The organism is Candidatus Enterovibrio altilux (assembly GCF_002381345.1).
In the GTDB taxonomy this organism is placed as follows: Bacteria; Pseudomonadota; Gammaproteobacteria; order Enterobacterales; family Vibrionaceae; genus Enterovibrio; species Enterovibrio altilux.
Window position 1 is genome coordinate 287,904 of sequence record NZ_CP020660.1, and the last position, 25,468, is coordinate 313,371.

Consider the following 25,468-nt stretch of genomic DNA (forward strand, 5'->3'; position numbering starts at 1 on the left):
AATTGTTTTGCAGCGAAGATTGATAACTTAGTTCCCTGGCTTAGGAAATAAAATCAGATTCTAGAAACTAGATAACATTCGTATTGCATAAATATTTTTTTATTTTGCTGAAAATCAGTATAAGAAAGGTAAATTTAGCATTGATTAATTTGAAACTTTCGTTTGTCAAATAAATTACGCTCTATACTCAATCCATGTACAGATACAGGTTATGTATTCAATCCATTGAACTTAGTGTAATGTGCTATTTTTATGGAGTGATTATTGTGGTTACCATTAATGTTAAATGTCGTTTTTGCCAGCAAACAAGTGCAGTCTCAAAGTATGGAGTAGGCCACGGTGGACACCAACGTTACCGTTGTAAACAATGCTGTCGAACCTTCCAACTTGAATATACCTACATAGCTTGCAAGCCTGGTATAAAAGAACATATTATTGAGCTTGCTATGAACAACGCTGGCATTCGTAATTCAGCTCGAATGTTACATATTAGTGTTAATGCGGTAGTTCGCACTTTAAAAACTTACACATAGCTGTGTAACTTCTCTTTTTTTGACATGCAGGCAATGGTGTCTATTTGCGTAGTGAATGACCAATTATTTTTCGTAGGTAGTAAAAAAATTTTTTCACAGCTTTGTTTCCTAATTTGTATTCAGATAGCAAATCCTAACATGATTCGCTATTAGACAATCGCTTTCGTTTTAGGCATACTTAGCCTAATCATCTTATTTAATGCTTTTATCATGCCGCAGGTTTCGTTAATCTAATCATTATTATCCCTTAGGTTTAATGTCTCTTCGAAAAATTTTTTGATTAGAAATATTGCCGTTTTTGATAGAGAACGCTTATGGTAACCACGCCCCATTTTTCAAGACTTATTTGAACCGTATAATTTCTGGTAACTGACCGCTGAATTGCGCGGATGATCTCGTTTCCAACAAGTGCTTCTTTTTTTGGGAGGAATGAGCGAAACCGCCCGTTGGATACGAACAGTTTAGTAAAATTGTCTGGTGTCGTAAGCACCATCGGTTGATATCTCATTGCTTTTTCAGCGGGTCTGTTTAAGTAAGTTAAGTAGCACTTCAGCGACAGTCACATTGGATGCGCTTAATTCAGCAACAATGCTTTCATGCATATTTATATCTACCGCTAAATGTAACTTACGCCATACTCGCCGTTTTTCATGAGTACCATGCTTTTTGATTTTTTATTTTCCTTCACCGCAGACTTTGAGCCCCGTAGAATCAATAGTTAAGTACTGTATGCTTTCTTTATTCTTCGTCTTGAACGTGACGTTAACCATTTTGGTTCATTTGCTAATGTATGAGCAGTGAGGGCATGACAATGGCAGTTGCAAGTTTGAAAACAGAATTAATTAATTCGTGCAGACCTCTCCATAGCATTGAAAATACGCGTTTAACCATGAGAGCCGTCGTAATGGCTAAGTGGCTAAATAAACGAGGTCTTCCATAATTACCCTGCTTAGTTTGATTCCATAGCTGAATAGCTTCTTCATCAATCCAGAACATTAGTGAGCCTAACTGTTTAGTATATTAATGAAAATTTAGTTTTTTATCAATAAATAAAGTCGGTTACCAGAAACATTCCACAGCAGAGAGAGAAATGGTTCAAGTCAAAAAACTACTAGGAGGGACATTGAGTTTAAGGAATCACACAACTCATATTAGTGAAATCAACGCCATGATAAAAGCGTTAAATAAGCTGACTGAGCTAAATATTCTTCCAACGAAAACAATTGTCTAATCGTTAATCATGTTGGGATTGGTTACTTGAATTCCATTTAGAAAACAAAACTATTCTTAAATTACAATCAACTTATTGAAGACATAACCAAATTCTTATTTATTTTGCGTAAGTTGATGCAATCTTACACCTAAAAATTAATGATTCATCCCAGCTAAGATAGCTGAGTGCAGTTAGATCATCTAATGGTGATGGTGTTATTAATGAGTATACATAACAACACCAAGATCTTCTTCTTCACGGGTTTTCATGATCAACTCTGTTGGAGACACCACAACACGGAGATTAATGTCTTTTTCTGTGCGGATTAATTTACCACGAAGAGAATTTGTCAACACGTAAGTAATCTTCACATCAACGAATTGGCCGATTAAATCAACAGATCCTTCGAAGTTGACCACGCGGTTATTTTCGGTGCGACCTCGTAGTTCCATAAGGTTTTTACGTGATGGCCCTTCAACCAGTATACGTTGTTCTGTACCTAACATTTGACGTGCAAAAATCATGGTTTGTGCATTCATTTGTTGCTGCAGCTTGTACAAACGTTCTCTCTTTACGTGCTTAGGGGTATCATCAGGCATATCAACTGCTGGTGTACCTGGACGTGGTGAATATACAAAGCTAAAGCTTATGTCGAAATTAATGTCGCGGATCAGCTGCATGGTTGCTTGGAAATCAGCATCTTCTTCACCAGGGAAGCCGACAATAAAGTCTGAGCTAATCGCAATATTTGGGCGAATTTTACGTAGCTCACGTATTTTAAATTTGTATTCAATAATAGTATACGGACGTTTCATCATGGCTAGAATACGATCTGAACCGCTTTGTACTGGTAAATGCAAATGGTTCACCAATTCAGGTATGTCACGGTACGCTTCGATGATGTCATCGGTAAATTCAATAGGGTGGCTCGTGGTATAGCGAATGCGATCAATACCGTCGATCGCAGCTACATAACGCAGCAATTTAGCAAAAGAACAGATATCACCATCATGCATTTTACCTCGAAATGCATTTACATTTTGACCTAACAAATTAACTTCACGAATACCTTGCTCGGCAAGTTGAGTAATTTCAAAAAGCACATCATCCAATGGACGGCTAACTTCTTCACCTCTGGTGTAAGGCACTACGCAGAATGTGCAGTACTTAGAACAACCTTCCATGATGGATACAAATGCTATTGGGCCTTGTGCACGGGGTTCTGGTAAGCTATCAAATTTTTCAAGCTCAGGGAATGAAATGTCCATCACTAGACTATGGTCTGCACTAGATTGCTTAATCATCCGCGGAAGACGATGCAGAGTTTGTGGGCCGAAGATAACATCAACATAAGGTGCACGTTTACGGATGTGATCTCCTTCTTGCGTTGCCACACAGCCGCCAACACCAATGATTAATTCTGGTTTGTGCTCTTTCAACCTTCTCCAACGACCTAATTGGTGGAATACTTTTTCCTGCGCTTTTTCCCTAATAGAACAAGTGTTAAGAAGCAGTACATCTGCCTCATTCGGATTTTCAGTCAACTCGTAACCGCCAGTTACATTAAGCAGATCTGCCATTTTTGATGAATCGTATTCGTTCATCTGGCATCCCCAAGTTTTGATCAGCAATTTCTTTGCCATGTTACTATTTACTCACATTGATGTTCCTATATCTTTCTACTTTGCAGGAAGGCAGCATTATGATATCTACTTATTTTGCTTCAGTCGAAAATACTTGTTCTATTTAACGTTAACTTGTTATGTATATACTCATGATAATGATAAATTACATATTGTACTTCTTGAGATATTTTGTGTCCAGTTTACGTTCCCCTTAAATTCATTACCAAATTTTACACAAAAATGGCTTTATTTTCTGAATCAAAAAATTAAATTATTAACCTACGTACTAAACAGTTAAGTTCACTTAAATATTCAAATCTATGAATAATTTTCGCTATAAAACAGCTTTGTTTCCTAATTCGAGTTCAGCTGGCAAATTTAACATGATTCACTATTAAACAATCACTTTTGTGTGAGTTATACCTGGTCTTGTCAGCTTATTTAATGCTTTTAGCAATGGCATCTCTTTCACTAATCTGAATTATGTGGTTCCTTAGGCTCGATGTCCCTCCCAGTAGTGTTTTAACTCGAATGATTGCTGTCTCTGCTACAAAAAGTTTATGGTAACCGGCTTTATTTCCTAAAAAAGGGAACTCAATTTTCAATCAACGCTCTAAACAATTAGGCTCACTAACATTTTGGGTTGATAAAAAACTATTTAGCTATGGAATCACACTTAGCAGGATAATCATGGAAGACCTCATTTATTTCGTAACTTATCCCTTACCATGGCCCTCATGATTAAATGCATATTTTTACTGCCATTAGGAGGGAGGTCTCCAAAGATTCATTAATTCTGTTTTTTAAAATTGCTATGCCATTGTCATACCCTCACTATTCATATACCAGCAAGCTAGCTCAAACGGTTAACGTCGTATTTGAGGCTAAGAATAAAGGAATCCATCCAACTCTTAACCATTAATTGTACGGTGTGCAAAGTCTACGGTAAAGGTAAATGAAAAATAAAAAAGTATTGTACTGATGGGAACCGGCCAGCCTGGCATAAATTGCATTTAATGATAGATATCAATACGCATGAAATGATGATTGCTGAGCTAAGTGCATTGAATATAATTGACGGTAAAATACTAGCTAACTCGTTCAAACAGACCCGCCGAAGAATCAATGAAATATCAGCCGATGGTGCTTACGAAACTAGACAATACTACGAAACCGTTCATATTAAACAAGCAATTCCACTCATTCCACCAAAAAAAGATGCATTTTTAAAAAATGAGGTCATTCGTATAATTTAACAATAAGTTATCAGTTATTGTACAGTTTAAATTAGCATAAAAAATGCGGCATGGCTAACATAAACGTTCCCTATTAAAGACGGCAATGTTTCCAGTAAAAAAGTTACTGGGAGGAACATTGAATCTAAGGGAACACAATGTTCAGCTTAGCGAAACCTACGTAATGATTAAAATCTTAAATAAACTCACTGAATTAGGTATGCCTAACACAAAAGCGATTGTCGAATAGCGAATTATATTGAGAAGGTTTAAAGAGATTGCGTTATGAAAAAATTTGATATTATTGTTATTGGTGGTGGAATGATTGGCTCAGCTACAGCGCTAGGATTAGCAAAACAAGGTAAACGTGTTGCTATGGTAGAGCGACACGCTCCAATGCCTTTCTCTTCTGAACAACCCATGGATCTGCGCGTATCTGCCATTTCTCCATGCTCAGTTGCTTTGCTTAACTCGCTGAAAGTATGGGATGGTATTCTTGCAATGCGATTATGTCCTTACCGCCGATTAGAGACGTGGGAACATTCTAGTTGTCGGATTAAGTTTAATAGTGACAGCATAGGTTTAAGGGAGCTTGGTTTTATTGTTGAAAATCGCATATTGCAGCTCTCCCTGTGGGATGCTTGTGAAGATCAGGTAAGTTTAACCGTACTTTGTCCAAACAATTTTACATCAATCCATTCGGATACTAAAGGTCATATTGTTGAACTTGATAATGGTGATACACTATATGGTTTGTTACTTGTTGGTGCTGATGGAGCAAATTCACGTGTTCGTGATTATGCTAAGATTGGTGTGACGGCTTGGGATTATCGTCAACATTGCATGCTAGTTAACGTGAAAACGGCGTTGCCTCAACAAGATATTACTTGGCAATGGTTCACACCAGATGGACCGCGTTCCTTCTTACCTTTGCAAGGGCATCATGGCTCTTTGGTTTGGTACGACAATCCATCTCGCATTAAACAACTTTGCGCAATGAAACCAGATATGTTGGGAAAAGAAATCTTCGCATCATTCCCTCCCGAATTGGGCGATATAGAAGTCGTTCAACAAGGTTCCTTTCCACTAACTCGTCGTCATGCGCAACGCTACTATAGTGATGGTGTTGTAATACTCGGTGATGCATCGCACACCATAAATCCATTGGCGGGACAAGGTGTCAATCTTGGTTTTAAAGATGTCGATGCTTTTCTGAATGTAATTGTGGATGCAGGGGCGGAATGGGCAAATCAAGCTGTGCTTATCACATATGAACGAAAAAGAAAATTTGATAATTTAATCATGCAAATAGGCCTGGATGTGCTTTATGGTGGCTTTAGCAATAACATTTTTCTGCTAAAACTACTGAGAAACGTAGGACTAAAATTTGCTGAAAATAGCGGACTAGTGAAAACTCAAGTCTTGAAATATGCACTGGGACTGTAGGTCACTCGAAAATTTATTTTTTTTAAGCAGATAATTTAGTCATAAGTTTACACTCTAAACAGCTAGGTTCACTTAAATATTCAGGTCTATAGACAAGCTTCGTTACAGCACAACCCACTGGAAGCAATATAATCAAATTTTAAATTCATCATGCTTCACTAATGTTTTAGGTTAATGAAAAAGCCATTCAACTATGTAAGTAAATGAAATGTAATAATCGTGGGAAACTTAGTATATTGAATTACTTGCCATTGCGACGGTTCTCATGATCAAATACGCATTTTCAATATTATTGAGAGGTTTGTAGGCTTCGTTTTTTAATGTAAGTTCAGATAACAAATCCTAAGATGATTCACTGTTAGGCAAGAGCTTACATTTTAGGCATACTTAGTTCTGCCAGCCTATTTAACGCTTTTACCATGACTGAGGTTTCGTTAATCTAGGTATTGTAACTCCTTAGGTTCAATGTCCTCCCAAGCAATTTTTTTAATTCTAAATTTTGCTGTCTTTTATAAAAATTTTTTATGGTAACTATACCTCACTCCCTAAAAATTGCTCCTTTTCTTGGGGGGAATGAGTGGCATCGCTCATTTAATACGAACGGTTTCATCATATTATCTTATGTCGCAAGCACTATCGTATGATATTTCATTGATACTTCGGCAGGTATGTTTGAACAAATTAGATTGCCTTACACCGTCAATTACATTTGATGCACTTAACTCAGCAGTAATGATCCCATGCACATTTATATCTACCTCTAAATGTAACTTACGCTAGACTTAATAGCTAAGTGCTAAATGGTTCCTTTAGTCTTCGTCTTGAACACAACGTTAACCTTTTCAACTTACTTGGTAATGCATGAATTAATAAGAGAATAATAACGGCAGTTGAACAAGTTTCAAAAATAGAATTAATTAATCCTTGCAGATCTCTCAATGGCATTGAAAATACGTATTAAATCATAAGAGCAGTCATAATGATTAAGTCATTCAACACACTAAGTCTCCCACGGTTACTAAGCTTAATTTGATTCCATAGCAGAATGACTTCTTCATCAATCTAGAATGTTAATGAGCCACGATGAATTAAAGCTTTATTACACACTGCTTCCAGTTCATTGTTCGTAATGAGGCTTGTCCATAGACCTAAATATTTAAAGACCAACGCTGAGTTAGTGGATACAAGGCCATTAATAATCAATACTAATTTTTTTTTCCTCCACTTGGTTAAACTTTGGCAATACCACATTAAGCAAAGCGCAGCCAGCTAAAGCCGACACAGCTGAACCAATTAAGATACCCAGGCGCGAGAGCGTAATGTAGCTTTGATCCACCCCAACAAACGCCAGTGACGAAATAAAAATAGACATTGTAAAACCAATACCACATAATAAAGATACTGCAAATACCTGCTTAAAGTTGACGTTCTCTGGTAAACGAACAATGCCCATTTTTACAGAAACCCAACTAAATGTGAAAATACCCAATGGCTTACCAATAATTAGCCCAAGGGCAATCCCCAACGGTAATGCATCCATTAGGCTTTCCAAGGAAATACCTTCAAGTGAAACTCCTGCATTAACAAAAGCGAACACCGGCAAGATTAAGAAAGCCACATACGGGTGAATAACATGCTCAAGAGTTTTCAATGGCGACTGACTATTTTGCCCTCCATTAAGAGGAATAGCAAAGCCAAGGATAATACCTGCAAGTGTTGCGTGAACACCTGATTTCAGTACACTAAACCAAAGAATCGCACCAACTAACATGTACCACCTTACCCTAACCACATTCTTACTATGCATTAAAAATAGTGCCATAGTAGAAAGAAAAGCAGCGATCAGTGCAGTCACCGATAAATCACTACTATAAAAGAACGCAATAATTACGGTCACACCCAAATCATCGATAATTGCAAGCGCAAGCAAAAAAACTTTTAATAAAAGAGGAACACGCTTACCCAGAAGAGCCATGATACCCAGAGCAAATGCAATATCCGTTGCAGCTGGAATGGCCCAACCACTTGCCGTCACAGAATCACCAGCATTGTACGCTAAATAAATAAGCGCTGGGGCTAACATACCACCAATAGCAGCGATCGTAGGAAAAAGTAATTTTTCTTTAGTGTTGAGGGCGCCTTCAATTAATTCGCGCTTAACTTCAAGTCCAATTAAGAGAAAAAAAATTGCCATCAGACCTTCATTCACCCAGTGCTCAATATAAATACCAGCAACATAGCTATGAAGTACGCTTTCATAAACAGACTGCAGGGGTGAATTTGCTATGAAAATTGCTAGAATCGCAGCAACGATTAATACTAGACTACCGGCTGATTCCATCTTCATAAACTGACGTATAGCATCAGTCATCTAAAGCACTCCATTAAAATAGTTATTCGATAATAATGTAGGCTTCACAGGTTATGCACTCCATCGGTCACTTTTATATAAAACTTTTAATTTTCCGTGATTAATATTATAGTTAGCATTAATGTTAACTGTCGTTTTATCGCACACAAAAATGATAAAAAGTACGGCATTGATTTTGGTGAATACTAACCCTACCATTGTCAAACATGTTGACGAACCTTAGAGCTTTAATATACACACACAGTGTGTCAGACGTGACATAAAAGAACAAATTATTAAATTTATTCTTAATCACTCCAATGCCATAATTCCTCTTGAATGTTACGAGTCAGCATTAATGCAGTTGTTCAAATTTTAAAAAACTAGAACTTCGTAGCATAACTATTCTCCCTCTTGGCGTATAGGAAGTAGTGCTTACCTACAAAGTGAATAAGCATTAGTCTTACGCGAGTAGCAAAAAAACTGTATTGGCTTTGGTATGCATTAGAATCTAAATAGAAGAAGATCATTACTCATGTCTTTGGTTGTCGTAAAAGCACAACATCCAACATGCTTTGTAAGCATTTATTGAAATCAAAATTACATTCTGGTGCACAGATAGTTTTAATGTGTACGAGATGCTTTCCAATCTTATTTAACACTTTTATCATTGTGTAGATTTCGCTAATCTGAGTTGTGTGATTCCTTAGGTTCAACGTTCCTACCAATAATTTTTCATTTGAACCATTACTGTCTCTTCTAAGAAACTTTTGTGGTAACCGACTTTATTTCCTAAATCAGAGACTAAATTTTCAATCAACACTCTAAATAATTAGGCTCACTTAAATATTAAGGTCTATGAATAATCTTCGCTGCAAAACAACTAACTGGTAGCAGTATAATCAAACTTTAGTCAACCGTGGCTCATTAATATTTTGGATTGATAACGAAGCTATTCAGCTATGGAATCAAGCTAAGCAGGGTAATCATGGGAGACCTCGTTTATTTAGCAACTTAGCAATTACAACGGCCTGCATGGTTATAATGTATATTTTCGAGGCCATGGAGAAGTACGCAAAGATTCATTAATTTTGTTTTCAAATTTATTCAACTACCATTGTTATGCTCTCACTATTCATGCATTAGCAAGCGCGCCATAACGGTTAATGTCGCGTTCAAGACGAAGAATAAAGAAAGCATAAGCACTTAGCCACAGATTCTACGGAACTCAAAATCTGTGATGAAGACGAATGGAAAGCAAAAAAGCATAGTACTGATAGAAAACAGCGAGTCTGACGCAAGTTACATTTAGTGTAGATATAAATACGCATGAAATCATTGCTATTGAGTTAAGTACGACCTAGCTTACTCAAACAGACCCGCCGAAAAGTCAATAAAATATCAGCCGATGGCGCTTCTTACGACACCTGACAATGTTACGAAATCATCCGGATTAAACGAGCGGTTCCACTCATACCACCAAGAAAAGAGCCATTTTTAAAAGTAAGGTCACCCACATTATTTAGTAATCAGTTACCAAAAGTTATACGGTTCCAATCAGCATCGAAAACGAAGCATGATTACCATAAACGCTCTCTATCAGGGACGACAATGTTTCAAGTTAAAATACTACTGGAAGGGACATTTAGCTTAAGAGATCTTAATCCTCAAATTAGCGAAACTGACGCCACGATCAAAACGTTAAATAAACTGACAGAGATAGGTATGATTAACATAAAAACCATTATTTAATCGTTAATCATGTTAAAATTTGTTATCTGAACTAGCATTAGGAAACAAAGCTTGTAATGTCATGAATACATGACCCTCAAGATCAATGGAAATGCACGATAAACTGATTAGTACATTCATTAAACGTAAATATTATTTGTAAACTACAATTAATTTATTAAATACATCCTAAAAAATAGACTCAATTAAGTCTACTCGGTTTGTTTATTGTTTACCTATCCAATCCAAAATGAGAATGAAGACTACCCATTCCACTTGTACCGCAATGCTGGTTCAACTTCAACGCTTGGTGTACTAATTACTGGTGCAACTGTCATTGTGTCATTATCGCTGATAATATTGTTAACATCAACTTGAGTCTGAACCTCTAGTTCAGTTGTTAAATCTAGCACTTTAGATGCGCTAACATCAAGCATACATTCCTCAGAATTTATCGTTGCCTCAATGCGACGGTCTGACACCATCTCATTGTGAAATACCTCTTTTGACGCCAACAGGCTAATTCTAAACGTTGCCATGTCTCCTACCAAAGACTCTAAACGCAATGCAGCCACTGACGTTAATTTTTTTAACGTACGCTCAGCAGCAAAAAAATCTTTTGCGGAATTCAAGCCTGAAATATTCAATTGTTTTGTGCCAGTGCCATCCACACCAAGTGTTACGCCCAATCGTTGGGCGTAAAAATTTGAAATATCATTGACCATGGTAGCAAATGCTACCGCTGGCGCTCCTGACGCATGACCTTCTATCAAAGTATCATTATCCATACTTGTGACGTTAGGAAGCAGTTTCCAGTTCACTTGATTACCATGGACTTTCACCACTGTAATACCTGACGGCTTGTAACGCATACTCGCTTCCAAAATTGGACTCATAAATCCTACCCATAGGTCAATAATAGAAATCGCTACAACATCATCAAAATCACCCACGGGTATTAAGATCGGTAAGCCTCGACGAGCAGCATGTTCTTTTAACTTGTTGAGCAATGGTGAGCCTGATTTTTTCCACACAATATTTCGCGAAGATGCATTGTCTTCCACTATCCAAAACAGAACTTCTGGACGCGGTAATCCCCAATATGTAACTTGAGCTTGAGTTAATAGCATACGGATTTTGATATCGTCAAAACCAAGAACAAGACTACGTTGCTCGCCATGATGACCATACCCAAGTTGTGTGATGTACTGACTAACCATAGGCAATGCTTTTTGAATAACAATATTTTCATCGATTTTTGATTGTCCAGATACTTTAACCAGCACATCAATAAATGCCTTTTCCTTTGCTAACTTTTCTGTGGCAGAACTGCTATCATCTAGCACTATTTCCGAATTAAAGATTGAAGCAGCAATAACACTTGTTTGACCAATTAACAGTACAAGAGCTAAAAAAAAGATTCGTAACATAACTATGCCGGATCACTCCATTATTAAATGTTGATCATAAGATGAAGCCTAGGATGCAGCAATGGAAAGATATAAAAATGACGCCATGTAGCGGTTTTGTTTCCTCATTCAAGTTCAAATAATAAATCCCAACATGGCTCACTATTAGACAATCGCTTTCATGTTATGTATACTTAATTTTATTATTTCCTTAATGTTTTTATCATGCTGTCGATTTAACTAATCTAAGTTGATTAATTTTTTAGTCACAATGTTCCTACCAGTCGTTTTTTAACTCGAATCATTGCTATTTCTGCTAAGAAACATTTATGGTAACCGGCTTTATTGCCTAAATAAAGGAACTAAATTTTCAATCAACACTCTAAACAATTAAGCTCACTTCAATATTCAAGCCTATGAATAAGTTTCGCTACAGAACGACTAGCTGGCAGCAGTAACATGAAGCTTTGCTCAATAGTGGTTCACTAACATTGTGGATTGATAAAAAAGTTATTCAGTTATGAAATCAAACTAAGCAGAGCAATCATGGCAGACCTCATTTATTTAGCGACTTAGCCATTGCTGCGACCATCATGATTAAATGCGTGTTTGCAATACCATTGAGAAGTCTACCAGGATTCATTAATTCTGTTTTCAAACTTATTCAACTGCCATTGTCATGCTCTCACTATTAATGCATGCGCAAACAAGCCAAAACAGTTAACGTCGCATTCAAAACGAAGAATAAAGAAAGCATACAGCACTTAGCTATTGATTTTACGGAGGATGAAATTCTACGGTGAAGGAAAATGGAGAACAAAAAGCATGGTACTAATGGGAAACAACGTGTCTGGTGAAAGTTACATTTAGCGATAGAGATAAATACGCATGAGATCATTACCGCCGAGTTAAGTGCATCAAGTATGACTGACGATGCGATACTACCTAACTTGCTCAAACAGACCAGCAAAAATCAATGCAATATCAAGCAATAGAGCTTAAGATACTAAATAATATTACGACACCATTCGTACAAAAAAAGAAGCAACTTTTTAGAAATGCAATCATCCACGTAACTTAGCGGTTAGTTACCAAAGTTATAAGATTCAAATCAGTATTGAAAAATGTATGATGGTTACCATAGATGTTTCCTATCAAATACTACAATGTTTCAAGTTCAAAAACTACTAGTATAGTACTATTAAATCTAAGAGATTAAAACATCTACATTAGCGAAACCTACGCCATGATAACGACATTAAATAAACTAGCAGGACTAGATATGCCTAACATAAAAGTGCTTGTTGAATAATTCATTATCCTAGTATTTGCTATTTGAGCCCGTATTATGAAGCAAACCTTCACAATTATTTTGTTTAATTTAATTTTTAGTTGAATAACTTCTTCATAAATCCATACTGTCAGTGAGTCACTAATTGATTCAGTTACATGTTTGTTTAGAGCATAAATTAAATGGTTACAAGTCATGGCGGTGAAGGAGGGATTCGAACCCTCGATACGAGATAAACCATATACTCCCTTAGCAGGGGAGCGCCTTCAACCTCTCGGCCACCTCACCACACATTTGATACAATAACAAGTCCAAAAGCTCATTACATTTAACATGGTGCGCATGGAAGGATTCGAACCTCCGACCGTCTGGTTCGTAGCCAGATACTCTATCCAACTGAGCTACACGCGCAGATATCTTTTCACTAAAATAAACTCATTGATTCTCATTACTAACCATCGATAAATAATAGTAATGTAGGAAGACTTGAGCACTAAATACAGATAAACATTATGCTTCCTTCTAAGAAGAGTATTCTAGTACTTTTTCTACTTTTTCACAATCTTCTATATTTAAATATTACTGTGAGCCGTGAATATGTCAAACACTTTATCTGTAAAAATATATCCTCATAATGTGTTTGCACACTTATTCAGCACTACAAGATGTATATTCGTAAAAATCACCTCAATTACTTTTGACATACACCATTTAAAAAAAGCACAAAGGCCGATAAAAACCATCGGCCTTCAAAAAATTTTTAATGCGTTTAACTCAAAAGTTCCCCATTGTTGATGCAAGGTTGCCTTCTTTCAGCTTGAATGCGCATATAGATCTCTTCACGGTGTACTAGCACTTCTTTTGGTGCATTTACGCCAAGGCGAACTTGGTTGCCTTTTACGCCCAGTACAGTTACGGTGACTTCATCACCAATCATCAGCGTTTCACCTACGCGACGAGTCAAAATCAGCATAATTCTACTCCTTGAGTAATTATAGATTTCTTTGCGTTGAGTCTGTTTGGTTTTCTTGCTGCACAAATAAGCTTCCACAGCCACTCATACTCCGAAATGGACTAACAATGACTTCCCTTCTTTACGAGCATCTTTTAACAGGCACTCTAAATATTTTTTTAATTTTTTAATATGGCTTATTTTTTTGACCAACTCCAGTTTACCAATAATAATTTTTTTATAAATCCAGATAATGTGACCCTTATGTCTAAAAAATCACAGTATCGCATAGTAAATTGTTTCCCACTAAACCTAAAATTATAGTATGAACCGCAGGTTTTGCTTCCTAACTCAGAGAACTAAATTCTTAATCTGCATTTTAAACAACTAAGTTTGCTTAAATATTCAAGTCTATAATCAAACTTCTATACAGAACAACCGACTGTAGACAGTCTTATCAATTTTTGATCAATCGTGTCTCATTGACATTTTGGATTGATGAATAAGTCATTCAGCTATGGAATCAAACTAAGCAGGATAGTCGGGAAGGGGGGGGGAACCTCATTTGTTTAGTGGCTTAATCATTACAACGGTTCTCATGATCAAGCAAGCATTTTCAATACTATTAAGTGACCTGCAAAGATCCACTAATTTTGTTTTCAAACTTACTTAACTGCCGGTGTCATATTCTCATTATTCATACATCATTAGTAAGCGATTCAAAACGATTAACGTATCTTTTAAGACAAAATGGAAGGAATAATTTAGCACTTAGCGATTAATCCTACGGGTTGAAAGTCTACGATAAAGGCGCATGGAATCATTGCTGCTCAATTTAGGTCACCAAATGTGACTTATGATAACATCTTATATAACTTGCTCAAACAGACTCAGCGAAGAATCAATGAAATATCAGTCGATAGTGTTTATGCCACCAAACAATGTTACGAAACCATTCCTATTTAACCGTAAAGTTCCATCCATCCCACCACGAAAAAAAACAACTTTTAAAAAATATGATTATCACAAATGTTTTTTGTTTAACGACGGTAATATTTTAAATTAAAAAACTATTCAAAGGGGCATTAAGCCTAAAAGATCATAATGCTAAGATTCGCAAAATCTACGCAATGATAAAAACGTTGAATAAACTACTAAAACTAGTATATCTAAAATGAAATCGATTGTCTAATAGTGAATCATGTTGGGATTTGCTATATGAACTCTAATTCAGAAACAAAACTATTGTAACCAGAATGATCACTCCGCAAAAACGGTTCATTACAGTCAGTTCAGTCAATTAAATAAATGACCAGCTTCTTGACGTTCCAAATACCAGAATAAAGGATAAGTTTCAGGTACTCAAACGTACATCTTACAGTTAATTGAATATAGCAAGTTGAATTACACATTCAGCAAAATGAAAAGCCATTGAGCAGATGTTACTAAAGAGTAGTGTATGAAATATTGGATATATGAATAAGCATTTTTTTACATTTTGTTACTATTGTAATAATATTTAAGCAATAATAATTGCACGTCAACTTGTTCATTTTTTCATACTTATTACTTAAAATTGACGATAATTTGCTCAATTGCTGAAAATTAAAGGCGTATCATTGTGATTAACGTGGAATAGCGACTTTAGTTGGTGATAGAATTCACCGTTTGCAAGCTGGCCCAAGAAACTCAGTTGTTACAAGTTAGTTGTTTAGCGGTTATGAGGACTGTATACGCCCATTATTCAGCCAGATAGTGAAAAATCGTGTATTTAACCACGTAATAATAAATTTTTTCCCGTTAATGTAGTACAAGTGCGTATGATTACAATAAAAAGGGGCTTGAATATCCCCATTTCAGGGACTCCCACTCAGGTAATAAACGATGGCCCAGCAATTAAAAGAGTCGCCTTGCTTGGCGAAGAATATGTTGGGATGCGTCCAACAATGCATGTTCGTATTGGAGACATAGTGAAAAAAGGTCAAATTCTTTTTGAAGATAAAAAGAATATTGGTGTTAAGTTCACTGCACCAGCTGCAGGTATTGTGGCTGAAATAAACCGTGGTGCAAAACGTGTTCTTCAGTCCGTGGTCATTGAAATTGGAGGCAACGAGCAAGTCACTTTTAATAAGTATGAAGTCTCGGAGATCATAGATCTGGAGCGTCAAGTTGTTGTAGAACAACTTGTAGAATCAGGTGCGTGGACGGCTCTCCGCACTCGTCCATTCAGCAAAAGTCCTGCGGTAGATGCAAAACCAGCTGCTGTATTTGTTACAGCAATTGACACTAATTCTCTGGCTGCAAATCCAGAACTAATTATAAACGAGCAGAAAGCAGCATTCATTGCTGGTTTGAATGTTGTTTCCCGTTTAACTGACAATAAAGTATATGTATGTAAAGGTAAAACTAACCTACCGCGCAGTGAACAGACAAATATCGAAGAGCACGTGTTTAATGGTCCTCATCCGGCAGGTTTGGTGGGTACCCACATTCACTTCCTTCGTTCTGTTAGTTTAGATAAGCAAGTCTGGCACCTCAATTATCAAGACGTAATTGCATTTGGTAAGCTGTTCCTTACTGGTGAGCTATTTACAGATCGCATAATTTCTTTGGCTGGTCCTGTAGTAAACAATCCTCGTCTTATTCGTACTCAAATAGGTGCATCTATTAATGAGCTAACGAATAGTGAGTTAATGTCAGGAGAAATTCGTCTCATTTCAGGTTCTGTACTGAGTGGAACAGAGGCTTGTGGCCCTCAAAGTTATCTTGGTCGTTTCCACCTACAAGTAAGTGCGCTGCGAGAAGGTCGAGAAAAAGAACTTTTTGGTTGGATCGCCCCTGGTAAAAATAAATTTTCTGTGACTGGGGCATTCCTAAGTCAGTTCTTCAAAGGGCAGTTGTTCAACATGACAACTACCATGAATGGTAGTGAGCGATCAATGGTACCAATTGGAAGTTATGAGCGTGTTATGCCTCTGGATATTGAGCCAACTATGTTACTTAGAGATATCTGTGCAGGAGATTTGGACAGTATGGTTCAGTTGGGTGCCTTAGAACTGGATCCGGAAGATTTAGCTTTGTGTACCTTTGTTTGTCCTGGCAAATACGATTTTGGCCCGATGCTTCGTGAGTGCCTAAATCAAATTGAGAAGGAAAGGTAACAGATGAGCGTAAAAAAATTTCTAACAGATATTGAGCCACATTTCGAACCTGGCGGTAAACATGAGAAGTGGTTTGCTCTTTACGAAGCTGCCGTAACCATGCTTTACACCCCAGGAACAGTAACTAAAGCAGACACGCATGTTCGTGATAGTATCGATCTTAAACGCATAATGATCATGGTCTGGTTAGCTGTTTTTCCTGCCATGTTTTTTGGCTTGTACAATACAGGTAGTCAAACCACCATGGCACTCAACGCCATGTACAATACGGACCAACTCATCGCTATTGTTGACGGTAACTGGCACTACTGGTTAACTCAAATGTTTGGTGGCACTCTTCAGGCTGACGCAGGTTGGGCAAGCAAGATGATGCTTGGTGCAACTTACTTCCTTCCAATTTACACGACAGTGTTTATTATCGGTGGTTTTTGGGAAGTACTGTTTTGTCTCGTTCGCAAACATGAAGTTAATGAAGGTTTCTTTGTAACGTCTATTCTATTTGCTCTGATTGTTCCGCCAACAATACCTCTTTGGCAAGCTGCGTTGGGTATTACTTTTGGGGTTGTTGTTGCGAAAGAAATATTTGGTGGTACAGGTCGTAACTTCTTGAATCCAGCGCTTGCGGGTCGTGCATTCTTATTTTTTGCTTATCCAGCACAAATTTCAGGCAATTTAGTTTGGACTGCTGCGGATGGTTTTTCTGGTGCAACTCCACTTAGCCAGTGGGCTGTCGGCGGGCAAAGTGGACTCGTTTACAATATAACCGGTAGCACAATTTCTTGGGTGAATGCCTTCATTGGTAACATTCCAGGTTCTATTGGTGAAGTGTCAACGCTGGCAATCATCACTGGTGGTACAATGATTGTTGCCATGCGTATTGCATCATGGCGCATTATTGCGGGTACGATGATCGGACTTATTACAGCCGCAACACTGTTCAATTTTATTGGTTCTAGTACTAATTTAATGTTCAGCATGCCTTGGTACTGGCATTTAGTTCTAGGGGGCTTTGCGTTCGGCATGATGTTTATGGCAACAGATCCAGTTTCAGCTTCTTTCACTAATCAAGCAAAATGGTGGTATGGGATTCTTATTGGTGCGATGGCAGTGATGATTCGTGTAGTTAATCCAGCGTATCCTGAAGGCATGATGCTGGCAATACTATTCGCTAACTTGTTTGCTCCACTGTTCGACAGTCTAGTAGTTCAGGGTAATATCAAACGGAGACTAGCACGTGTTAAGCAATAATGATAGCACTAAAAAAACGCTAACCGTAGTTATTGTATTGAGCCTTGTGTGCTCAGTAGTAGTATCTTTCGCGGCGGTTTCTTTGCGTTCACTGCAAAAGAAAAATGCCATGTTAGACGTGCAGCGCAATATTCTTTCTGTTGCAGGGATCAATGCAGACGGTAATATTCAAAATACGTTTAACAGATACATTCAACCTCAATTGATTGATCTATTTACAGGTGACATGGTTGGTACTGAGGATGAAGCAGCAAAGTATGATCAGCGTATCGCAGCAAATGACCCTAAACAATCGGTTATCCTGCCTGATAACATTGATTTTGCAGGTATTGGCCGTCGTGCGAAGTTAGCGAAAATTTACTTAGTAAAAAATGAACAAAGAGCCACGAAAGAAATAATCTTACCAATACACGGTAATGGACTTTGGTCAATGATGTACGCTTTTGTTGCTGTTGAAACTGATGGTAACACGATTGGTGGTCTTTCATATTATCAACATGGTGAAACACCAGGGCTAGGTGGAGAAGTTGAAAATCCACGTTGGCGTTCACAATTTGAAGGTAAAAAGTTATTTGACAACCAAGGTAAACTCGCTCTTCGTGTGGTAAAAGGTGGTGCTCAGTCTGGAGATATACACGGTGTTGATGGTTTGTCTGGCGCAACTTTGACAGGTAATGGTGTTCAAAATACCTTTACCTTCTGGTTGGGAGATAATGGCTTTGGACCGTTTTTAACAAAAGTTCGTAAAGGAGGCCTGAGTAATGGCTGAAGCTAAAGAACTTACAAAGAATTTGTGGAATCCATTTCTAGACAACAACCCAATAACACTGCAGGTATTAGGTGTTTGTTCTGCGCTAGCTGTAACCACTAAGCTAGAAACTGCGTTTGTTATGATGCTAGCGGTTATGTTTGTTACTGCTTTTTCTAATTTATTCATTTCAGCGATTCGTAATCATATCCCTAACTCAGTGCGCATTATTGTGCAGATGACGATTATTGCCTCATTGGTAATTGTAGTTGATGAAATTTTAAAAGCGTATGTCTATAATATTTCTAAACAATTATCAGTTTTCGTTGGTTTAATCATCACAAACTGTATTGTTATGGGACGTGCTGAAGCATATGCGATGAAGTCCGCACCTCTTCCATCTTTCATGGACGGCATTGGTAACGGCTTGGGCTATGGTTTCGTACTCATTACTGTTGGCTTCTTCCGTGAACTTCTGGGATCGGGTAAACTATTTGGTATGGCGGTTCTGCCTCTGACATCAGAAGGCGGTTGGTATCAACCAAACGGTATGATGCTATTAGCTCCATCAGCATTCTTCCTTATTGGCTTCCTAATCTGGATTATACGCACGTTCAAACCTGAACAAGTAGAAGCTTAAGGAGTAAAGACGTAATGGAACATTACATCAGCCTACTGGTCCGCTCGATCTTCATTGAAAATTTAGCACTTTCTTTTTTTTTAGGAATGTGTACTTTCTTGGCGGTATCTAAAAAAGTACAAACCTCGTTCGGCCTAGGTGTTGCGGTAATCGTAGTTCTCTCTGTGGCTATACCGGTTAATAACCTAATTTATAACTTGGTACTTAAAAACAATGCGTTTGTTGAAGGAGTGGATCTTAGCTTTCTAAATTTCATCACGTTCATTGGCGTTATTGCGGCACTGGTACAGATCCTAGAAATGGTTCTGGATCGCTTTTTTCCGTCACTATATAACGCTCTGGGTATCTTCCTACCATTAATCACAGTTAACTGTGCAATTTTTGGTGGTGTAGCTTTCATGGTTCAACGTGACTACGATTTTATTGAGTCTGTAGTTTATGGTTTCGGCTCAGGTGTGGGGTGGATGTTGGCAATCATTACGCTGGCAGGTATTCGTGAAAAGATGAAATACTCAAGAGTACCGCCTGCTCTACATGGTTTAGGAATTACCTTTATCACTGTAGGTTTGATGGCGCTAGGTTTTATGTCTTTTTCCGGTGTTCAACTATAAGTCGGGTAAACCGTGAAATAAGGAATAGTTAATGGACATTATTCTTGGCGTAGTGATGTTTACTCTTATTGTACTGGTTTTGGTATTGGTGATTTTATTCGCCAAATCCAAGCTTATACCACTAGGTGACATCACAATATCTATAAATGGCAATGATTCTCTAGCAATCACTACACAACCAGGCAGTAAATTGCTGAATGCTTTAACTGACGCAGGCGTATTTGTTTCTTCTGCTTGTGGCGGTGGTGGTTCATGTGGTCAGTGCCGCGTTAAAATTAAATCTGGTGGTGGTGACATTCTACCTACTGAACTTAATCACATCAGCAAAGGTAAAGCATGCGAAGGAGAACGTTTAGCTTGTCAGGTTGCATTAAGAACTAACATGGCCATCGAGCTCCCAGAAGAAATATTCGGTGTAAAAAAATGGGAGTGCTCTGTTATATCGAACGATAATAAAGCGACCTTCATTAAAGAACTTAAGCTTAAAATTCCTGATGGAGAATTTGTACCTTTCCGCGCAGGAGGATATATTCAAATTGAAGCACCTGCACACCATGTTAAGTACGCAGATTTCGAGGTACCTGACGAGTATCGTGTAGATTGGGATAAATTTAACTTATTTCGCTATGAATCCAAAGTTAACGTAGACACTATTCGCGCTTATTCAATGGCGAACTATCCAGAAGAATTTGGAATTATTTTATTAAATGTACGTATTGCTATGCCACCGTCTAATAACCCTGATGTAGCACCAGGCATTATGTCTTCGTACATTTGGTCCTTGAAGGAAGGTACCAAATGTACGATTTCTGGACCATTCGGTGAATTTTTTGCAAAAAACACTGAGGCTGAAATGGTATTTATTGGTGGAGGTGCAGGTATGGCACCAATGCGTTCGCATATCTTTGATCAGCTTAAACGTCTAAAGTCTAGCCGTAAGATGTCTTTCTGGTACGGTGCGCGTTCTAAACGTGAAATGTTCTATGTAGAAGATTTTGACTGTCTACAAGCAGAAAATGTTAACTTCAAGTGGCACTGTGCGTTGTCAGATCCTCTTCCAGAAGACAATTGGGATGGTTTAACAGGCTTTATTCACAACGTGTTGTATGAAGATTACTTGAAAGATCATGATGCTCCTGAAGACTGTGAATTCTATATGTGTGGGCCTCCCATTATGAATGCGGCCGTGATCGGCATGCTAAAAGATCTGGGTGTTGAAGATGAAAACATCTTGTTAGATGATTTTGGTGGTTAATCGCCACATGGGATGAAAGATAAATGGCTGACTTGAGGGTTAACTATTGTGCTTCAACCTATGCTAATTATAGTGTTTACTTGAAAAAAATGGGTATTATTGTTCAATTAATGTCATTATTTACATGAATATTATTCCATTTTACTTCGCAAGAATACCTAGTTATTACTGCGGTTATAATAGACATCAGTTCTTCTTCCTATTTTGAGTTCAGATAGCACATTTCAAGTATCTCTAGCCTCGTCATCTTATTTAAGACCTTTATCATGGCGTTGGTTTCGCTAATTGAACATTATGATTCCTTCAGCTCAATGTGCCTCTGAGTAGTTGATTGACCCGAACCATTGCTCTCTATGCTAGGGAATATTTATGGTAACCAGCTTTATTTTCTAAATCAGGGAACTAAATTTTCAATCAACACTTTAAACAGCTAGGCTCACTTAAATGTTCAGTCCCATAAACAAGCTTCGATACAAAAAAACTAACTGGAAACAACATAATCAAGCTTTAATCAATTGTCGTTAACTAACATGTTGGATTGATGAAGAAACTATTTAGCTATAAAATCAAATTCAGCCAAATAATGGTAGGAAATTGAGTTTAATTGGCAACTTAGTTATTACGAAAACTCTCATGATTAAACGCACATTTTTAATGCCATTGAGAGCTCTGCAAGAGCTCATTAATGCTGGTTTCAAACTTACTCAACTGTTGTTGTCATGCCCCCACTATTCATGCATTAATAAGCAAGCCAAAACGATTAATATCGCGTTCAAGACGAAAATTAAAGAAACCATCCCGCGCTTAGCCATTAATTCCAGGAGATCAAAGTCTACGATGACGAAAAATAAAAAGTCAAGAAGCATGGTATTAGTGGGAAACAGTGAGTTTGGCGCAAGTTACGTTTAACGGTAGCTATAAATAAAATATGCATGAAATCATTGCTTTTGAATTAAGTGCCATCAAATGGGACTGACGGTGAAGTGCTACCTAACTTGCAAACAGACCCGTCGAAAAACGAATGAAATATCAGCTGATAGTCCTTACAACACCAGACAATATTACGAAACCGTTCGTATTAAACGAGTGGTTCTACTCATCCCACCAAGAAAAGAAACAACTTTTTGGGAATGTAGTCATCCACGTAATTTAGGGGGTCAGTTACCATAAGTTATCCTGTTCAAATTAGCATCGAAAAAACTAAGTGTAGTTACTATAAACGGCTTTATTGCAAAAAAATTAACCAAGACTCAGAATTTAGTTCTGTCTTTTCTGATCTAGTGACTCAATGATCAATCCCACATGCAAATGGAAATATTTTGCTCCTGAAATCATTCTTTGGTGCCTGTGCTGGTATGGTTCGACCCCAATGAGCTATGCCAACCTCAGCGATATGCTGGCAGAGCGAGGGGTTTCGGTTAACCGCTCGACCATTTATCGTTGGTTCATGGAATATGCCCCAGCATTACGCAAGAAGTTACGTTGCCATCAATTCATCCGAGCAGATTCTTCGTGGCAGCTCGATGAAACCTACGTTAAGGTGAAAGGGAAATGGCATTATCTGTATCGAGCTATCAACAAGTAAGGCGAGACACTGGACTTCTATTTTTTCCAAAAACGTAATAAAAATAAGGCTTATCAGTTCTTGAAACGGTGCCTAAGATACTATGATGTAGACACTCAGCCTAAGACCTTGAACACAGACAAGCATTCCTCGTTTGCTCATGCTATCTCGCGCCTGAAGAAGGAGGGACGGCTGCGAGCGGATGTCGAGCAACAGCAAGTGAGGTATCTCAGTAATGGTATCGAGTCCGATCACGCCCCATGAAGAAGCTCGTTGTCAGATCCTGCGGTTTTAAAATACGAAAGCGAGCCTAGTCAACCATCGAGGGATTCGAATCACTGCGAATGTTGAACAAAGGCCAGTTTGATTTCTGATTACGTCATGATGAGGGTAAAACTCTTGTTCAGGAGAGATCCGCCTTCAGGAATCGTCTATTCAATGTTGAGGTGATTTATTAGTAATCGTTAAGCCCATTACTGGGTAGATCTGCATCCTATAATTAGTTGCAACAGCCCTCCTATAAACATCCCCCTCTGAGGAACGTTGAGCCTAAGGAAGCACAATGCTCAGATTAGCGAAATTTACGCCATAATAAAAGCGATCAATAAGCTGACTCGGCTAGGTATACCTAAAACGAAAGCGATTAATTCATAATGAAGCATGTTGAGCTTTACTATCTGCACTCAAATTAAAAAAACAAAGTTCTTCAATGGCTTAAATACATATTCCTTTATTTTTTACATTAATGAAAACATTGATTGTTAGTTGCTCTAACAAGCATGTAATATATTATTTTTTGCTACTTTTTTTATCGTATCTTAGGAGTAATAGGTGCAAAACTACTACCTAGAAATAAAATCTATTATTAAGTTGAGTACACCTGTCTTTATCGCACACCTCGCGCAAACCTCCATGGGATTCGTTGACACAGTGATGGCGGGTAGTGTGAGTATCACTGACATGGCTGCGGTTGCTGTCGCATCTAGCGTTTGGTTACCGTCCATTTTTTTTAGTATTGGTATATTGATCGCCATGACCCCAATAGTAGCTCAGCTTAATGGTTCAGGTCGTCAACATAAAATTTCATTTCAAGTTCAGCAATGTGTCTACATGGCGCTAGCACTATCTATTCCCAGCGGACTAGTGCTTTACAATGCAGGTACAATCATTCATTACATGGATGTTGATCCATCTTTAACTGAAAAAACGGTAGGCTATCTGCATGCTGTAATCTGGTCCATTCCTGCATTTTTATTGTACCAAGTTTTACGAAATTTTACGGAAGGTATTTCAATGACCGTGCCAGCAATGGTCATTAGTTTTCTTGGTTTAGCAGTAAACATTCCTTTAAACTGGATTTTCGTTTACGGTAAATTTGGTGCTCCAGTTTTAGGCGGTGTAGGTTGTGGTGTGGCAACAGCGATTGTATATTGGCTAATGTTTATAGCCATGCTCATTTATGTCATGGTCAATAAGCGTCTTCGACGCATCAATGTCTTTAATTCATTTCAAAAATTCAATAAAAAAGCTTTTTTACGTATATTCAAAATGGGTTTTCCTGTTGCAGCAGCTTTATTTTTTGAAATTACATTATTTGCTGTTGTTGCCGTGCTTCTTGCACCACTTGGTTCAGTGGTGGTCGCAGCGCACCAGATAGCAATAAATTTTTCCACAATGATTTTTATGTTACCAATGAGTTTAGCCACGGCCGTTTGCATTAGAGTGAGTCATTTGCTTGGAGAAAAGTCTATCGAAAGTGCTGCGCGTTCAGTCAAATTAAGTTTGATGATAGGTTTATTTTTTGCGCTGTGCACTGCTTCACTTACTATTCACTTTCGGGAATCTATTATTCACCTTTATAATGGTAATCCTGAAGTGGTCGCTATTGCCGCAAACATAATGTTGCTTGCAGCACTCTATCAATGTATGGACTCTTTTCAGGTCGTAGCATCTGGTGCATTGCGTGGCTATAAAGATATGAAAGCCATATTCCATCGCACTTTTGTGGCATATTGGATACTTGGTGTTCCTATCGGCTATGTCTTAGGTATGACAGATTTACTCATTGAACCACTGGGAGTATATGGTTTTTGGATTGGTGTTATCATTGGTGTATCTGCAGCGGCGATTATGTTAGGATGGAGACTAATGTGGATAAAAAGACAGTCTAATGATTTTCAATTAGCAATGGCGGAGAGATAAAATAACGTCATGCCTTCAATGGATATCTTAGTGTAGTGTGCTCATTTTTATGGAAGGATTACTACTCATGTTGAATGTCATTCTTGTCAGCAAACGAGTATAATTCAAAAGTACAGAATAAGCCATCGTGGGCACTAATGCTACCGTAATTTTTTAACTCAAATATACTTATACAGCTGATAAGCGTATCAGCTGTATATAAAATAAAAGAACACATTATTGAACTTGCTGTGAACAATACCAGTATTTTTTAT

At 37.8% G+C, this 25,468-nt stretch carries 16 protein-coding genes, 2 tRNA genes and 8 pseudogenes; 16 read left to right on the top strand and 10 right to left on the bottom strand.

Features of this window, described 5'->3' with window-relative positions:
• Positions 1–266 precede the first annotated feature (266 nt).
• Positions 267–533 carry an IS1 family transposase gene (locus tag BTN50_RS01230; protein ID WP_161492880.1) on the top strand — a complete coding sequence of 89 codons (267 nt, stop codon included), beginning with the start codon at positions 267–269 and terminating at the stop codon, positions 531–533.
• Between the two features lie 149 nt (positions 534–682).
• Here BTN50_RS01230 and BTN50_RS10705 read toward each other — a convergent pair.
• Positions 683–1,553: pseudogene (locus BTN50_RS10705) on the bottom strand (IS5 family transposase); the annotation flags it as partial.
• A 70-nt stretch (positions 1,554–1,623) separates the two neighbouring features.
• Here BTN50_RS10705 and BTN50_RS09855 point away from each other — a divergent pair.
• Positions 1,624–1,764, top strand: coding sequence for a hypothetical protein (locus BTN50_RS09855; RefSeq protein WP_161492881.1), 141 nt, complete (start codon positions 1,624–1,626; stop codon positions 1,762–1,764).
• A 200-nt stretch (positions 1,765–1,964) separates the two neighbouring features.
• Here the strand turns inward: BTN50_RS09855 and miaB are convergent, their stop codons facing one another.
• Both miaB and BTN50_RS09860 read right to left on the bottom strand, forming a co-directional pair.
• A complete protein-coding gene (gene miaB / locus BTN50_RS01245) occupies positions 1,965–3,389 on the bottom strand; it encodes a tRNA (N6-isopentenyl adenosine(37)-C2)-methylthiotransferase MiaB (protein ID WP_096618738.1) in 1,425 nt (474 codons plus the stop codon).
• A 419-nt stretch (positions 3,390–3,808) separates the two neighbouring features.
• Positions 3,809–3,976 (bottom strand): hypothetical protein, encoded by a 168-nt coding sequence (locus BTN50_RS09860; RefSeq protein ID WP_161492882.1) that lies wholly within the window; start codon positions 3,974–3,976, stop codon positions 3,809–3,811.
• On the opposite strand from BTN50_RS09860, the pseudogene BTN50_RS11940 reads away from it, so the two are divergent.
• Both BTN50_RS11940 and BTN50_RS01255 read left to right on the top strand, forming a co-directional pair.
• Positions 3,969–4,856 (top strand): annotated as a pseudogene (locus BTN50_RS11940) (IS5 family transposase). The gene BTN50_RS09860 and the pseudogene BTN50_RS11940 overlap by 8 nt on opposite strands.
• A gap of 35 nt (positions 4,857–4,891) precedes the next feature.
• Positions 4,892–6,052: an FAD-dependent oxidoreductase gene (locus BTN50_RS01255; protein WP_096618740.1), complete on the top strand. Its 1,161-nt coding sequence runs from the start codon at positions 4,892–4,894 to the stop codon at positions 6,050–6,052.
• Positions 6,053–6,422: 370 nt separating this feature from the next.
• On the opposite strand, the pseudogene BTN50_RS11830 reads toward BTN50_RS01255, so the two are convergent.
• The 3 genes and pseudogenes from BTN50_RS11830 to BTN50_RS09655 form a co-directional block, all read right to left on the bottom strand.
• Positions 6,423–7,173: pseudogene (locus BTN50_RS11830) on the bottom strand (transposase).
• 71 nt (positions 7,174–7,244) lie between these two features.
• Entirely contained in the window at positions 7,245–8,423 is a 1,179-nt protein-coding gene (gene nhaA / locus BTN50_RS01260) for a Na+/H+ antiporter NhaA (protein WP_096618741.1), read from the bottom strand.
• 512 nt (positions 8,424–8,935) lie between these two features.
• On the bottom strand, positions 8,936–9,118 hold the full coding sequence (locus tag BTN50_RS09655) for a hypothetical protein (RefSeq protein WP_150137312.1): 183 nt from the start codon (positions 9,116–9,118) through the stop codon (positions 8,936–8,938).
• A 142-nt stretch (positions 9,119–9,260) separates the two neighbouring features.
• On the opposite strand from BTN50_RS09655, the pseudogene BTN50_RS01265 reads away from it, so the two are divergent.
• A pseudogene (locus tag BTN50_RS01265) lies at positions 9,261–10,154 on the top strand (IS5 family transposase).
• 242 nt (positions 10,155–10,396) lie between these two features.
• Here the strand turns inward: BTN50_RS01265 and BTN50_RS01270 are convergent.
• Entirely contained in the window at positions 10,397–11,563 is a 1,167-nt protein-coding gene (locus BTN50_RS01270; RefSeq protein ID WP_096618742.1) for a DUF2066 domain-containing protein, read from the bottom strand.
• A gap of 446 nt (positions 11,564–12,009) precedes the next feature.
• Here BTN50_RS01270 and BTN50_RS01275 point away from each other — a divergent pair.
• A pseudogene (locus BTN50_RS01275) lies at positions 12,010–12,854 on the top strand (IS5 family transposase).
• Between the two features lie 175 nt (positions 12,855–13,029).
• Here the strand turns inward: BTN50_RS01275 and BTN50_RS01280 are convergent.
• The 3 genes from BTN50_RS01280 to csrA all read right to left on the bottom strand — a co-directional run bounded on the left by BTN50_RS01280 (position 13,030) and on the right by csrA (position 13,806).
• A tRNA-Ser gene (locus BTN50_RS01280) sits at positions 13,030–13,121 on the bottom strand.
• A 46-nt stretch (positions 13,122–13,167) separates the two neighbouring features.
• A tRNA-Arg gene (locus BTN50_RS01285) sits at positions 13,168–13,244 on the bottom strand.
• A 358-nt stretch (positions 13,245–13,602) separates the two neighbouring features.
• Positions 13,603–13,806, bottom strand: a complete 204-nt coding sequence (gene csrA / locus BTN50_RS01290; protein ID WP_096618743.1) for a carbon storage regulator CsrA — start codon at positions 13,804–13,806, stop codon at positions 13,603–13,605.
• A gap of 1,799 nt (positions 13,807–15,605) precedes the next feature.
• Between csrA and BTN50_RS01295 the strand changes: the two genes are divergently transcribed.
• The 10 genes and pseudogenes from BTN50_RS01295 (at position 15,606) to BTN50_RS01335 (ending at position 25,214) form a co-directional block, all read left to right on the top strand.
• On the top strand, positions 15,606–16,946 hold the full coding sequence (locus tag BTN50_RS01295) for a Na(+)-translocating NADH-quinone reductase subunit A (protein WP_096619505.1): 1,341 nt from the start codon (positions 15,606–15,608) through the stop codon (positions 16,944–16,946).
• Positions 16,947–16,949: 3 nt separating this feature from the next.
• Positions 16,950–18,194: an NADH:ubiquinone reductase (Na(+)-transporting) subunit B gene (locus BTN50_RS01300; RefSeq protein ID WP_096618744.1), complete on the top strand. Its 1,245-nt coding sequence runs from the start codon at positions 16,950–16,952 to the stop codon at positions 18,192–18,194.
• Positions 18,181–18,963, top strand: a complete 783-nt coding sequence (locus BTN50_RS01305) for a Na(+)-translocating NADH-quinone reductase subunit C (RefSeq protein ID WP_096618745.1) — start codon at positions 18,181–18,183, stop codon at positions 18,961–18,963. Before BTN50_RS01300 ends, BTN50_RS01305 begins: the two co-directional genes overlap by 14 nt.
• Complete coding sequence (locus BTN50_RS01310) at positions 18,956–19,582, top strand: NADH:ubiquinone reductase (Na(+)-transporting) subunit D (RefSeq protein ID WP_096618746.1); 627 nt, start codon at positions 18,956–18,958, stop codon at positions 19,580–19,582. Before BTN50_RS01305 ends, BTN50_RS01310 begins: the two co-directional genes overlap by 8 nt.
• A 14-nt stretch (positions 19,583–19,596) precedes the next feature.
• Entirely contained in the window at positions 19,597–20,193 is a 597-nt protein-coding gene (gene nqrE, locus BTN50_RS01315) for an NADH:ubiquinone reductase (Na(+)-transporting) subunit E (protein ID WP_096618747.1), read from the top strand.
• 31 nt (positions 20,194–20,224) lie between these two features.
• A complete protein-coding gene (nqrF, locus tag BTN50_RS01320; RefSeq protein WP_096618748.1) occupies positions 20,225–21,448 on the top strand; it encodes an NADH:ubiquinone reductase (Na(+)-transporting) subunit F in 1,224 nt (407 codons plus the stop codon).
• A gap of 456 nt (positions 21,449–21,904) precedes the next feature.
• Positions 21,905–22,600: pseudogene (locus BTN50_RS11945) on the top strand (IS5 family transposase); the annotation flags it as partial.
• 136 nt (positions 22,601–22,736) lie between these two features.
• Positions 22,737–23,470, top strand: a pseudogene (locus BTN50_RS01330) (IS6 family transposase).
• A gap of 79 nt (positions 23,471–23,549) precedes the next feature.
• Positions 23,550–23,666: pseudogene (locus tag BTN50_RS09245) on the top strand (IS5/IS1182 family transposase); the annotation flags it as partial.
• Positions 23,667–23,843: 177 nt separating this feature from the next.
• Positions 23,844–25,214, top strand: coding sequence for an MATE family efflux transporter (locus BTN50_RS01335; protein WP_096618750.1), 1,371 nt, complete (start codon positions 23,844–23,846; stop codon positions 25,212–25,214).
• The last annotated feature ends 254 nt before the right edge of the window (positions 25,215–25,468 follow it).